The following is a 619-nucleotide window of genomic DNA, read 5'->3' as shown; positions in this document are numbered from 1 at the left end:
TATAAAAAAACGGACTTCACATATAGTAAGAACAGCAATTCCACCATACAATTCATTCATTGCACACGAAATCCCTACAGAATACTACAAAGTGGCATTGCGCTTTCTCCTGAAAGGCATAAGGGCACAGAAAGGCGTACTGTTCTTCCGTACGTCTTTTTTCATACGCTCCCCTTTCGCATAACAAATCAGCATTCCGATTCTTTCATTTGTTATGCGAATCTATTTCTCTTCTTCCATCCTTCTACTTTCTAACTCGCTTTCTAATTTCCGATACCACTTTCCTTTTTTTCGTGTGAAATACGTCTTTACTTCTACATACGGTATCCAAATATCACGTGCCTGAATTCGTTCCATCACACTATCTAACATATATTCTTCTTCATAACGTTTGGGTTTTCGCAAATACATGACGATAAAACCTCGATATTCTTCTTGTAACCATCCTGCTATCAAATTCTTCTGATTCTGTTTCAGATGTGACCATTTCTTGTTCGTTTGGAGAATTTGACCATTTACATGCTCATGATTTTTCATCGTTCTCCCTCACTTTGCTCACCATTATTTGTTCCTTTATTATACCATATTCTACTTTCTTTTCGTTGTACTCCCCCAACCT

At 37.3% G+C, this 619-nt stretch carries 1 protein-coding gene; it reads right to left on the bottom strand.

From position 1 onward, the window contains the following. Nucleotides 1-222: 222 nt before the first annotated feature. Nucleotides 223-537, bottom strand: a complete 315-nt coding sequence (locus ACODS7_RS32415) for a transposase (RefSeq protein ID WP_078185714.1) — start codon at nucleotides 535-537, stop codon at nucleotides 223-225. Between the last annotated feature and the right edge of the window lie 82 nt (nucleotides 538-619).

This window comes from Bacillus sp. FG16, assembly GCF_057809515.1.
This window is presented reverse-complemented; position numbering and strand designations above follow the sequence as displayed.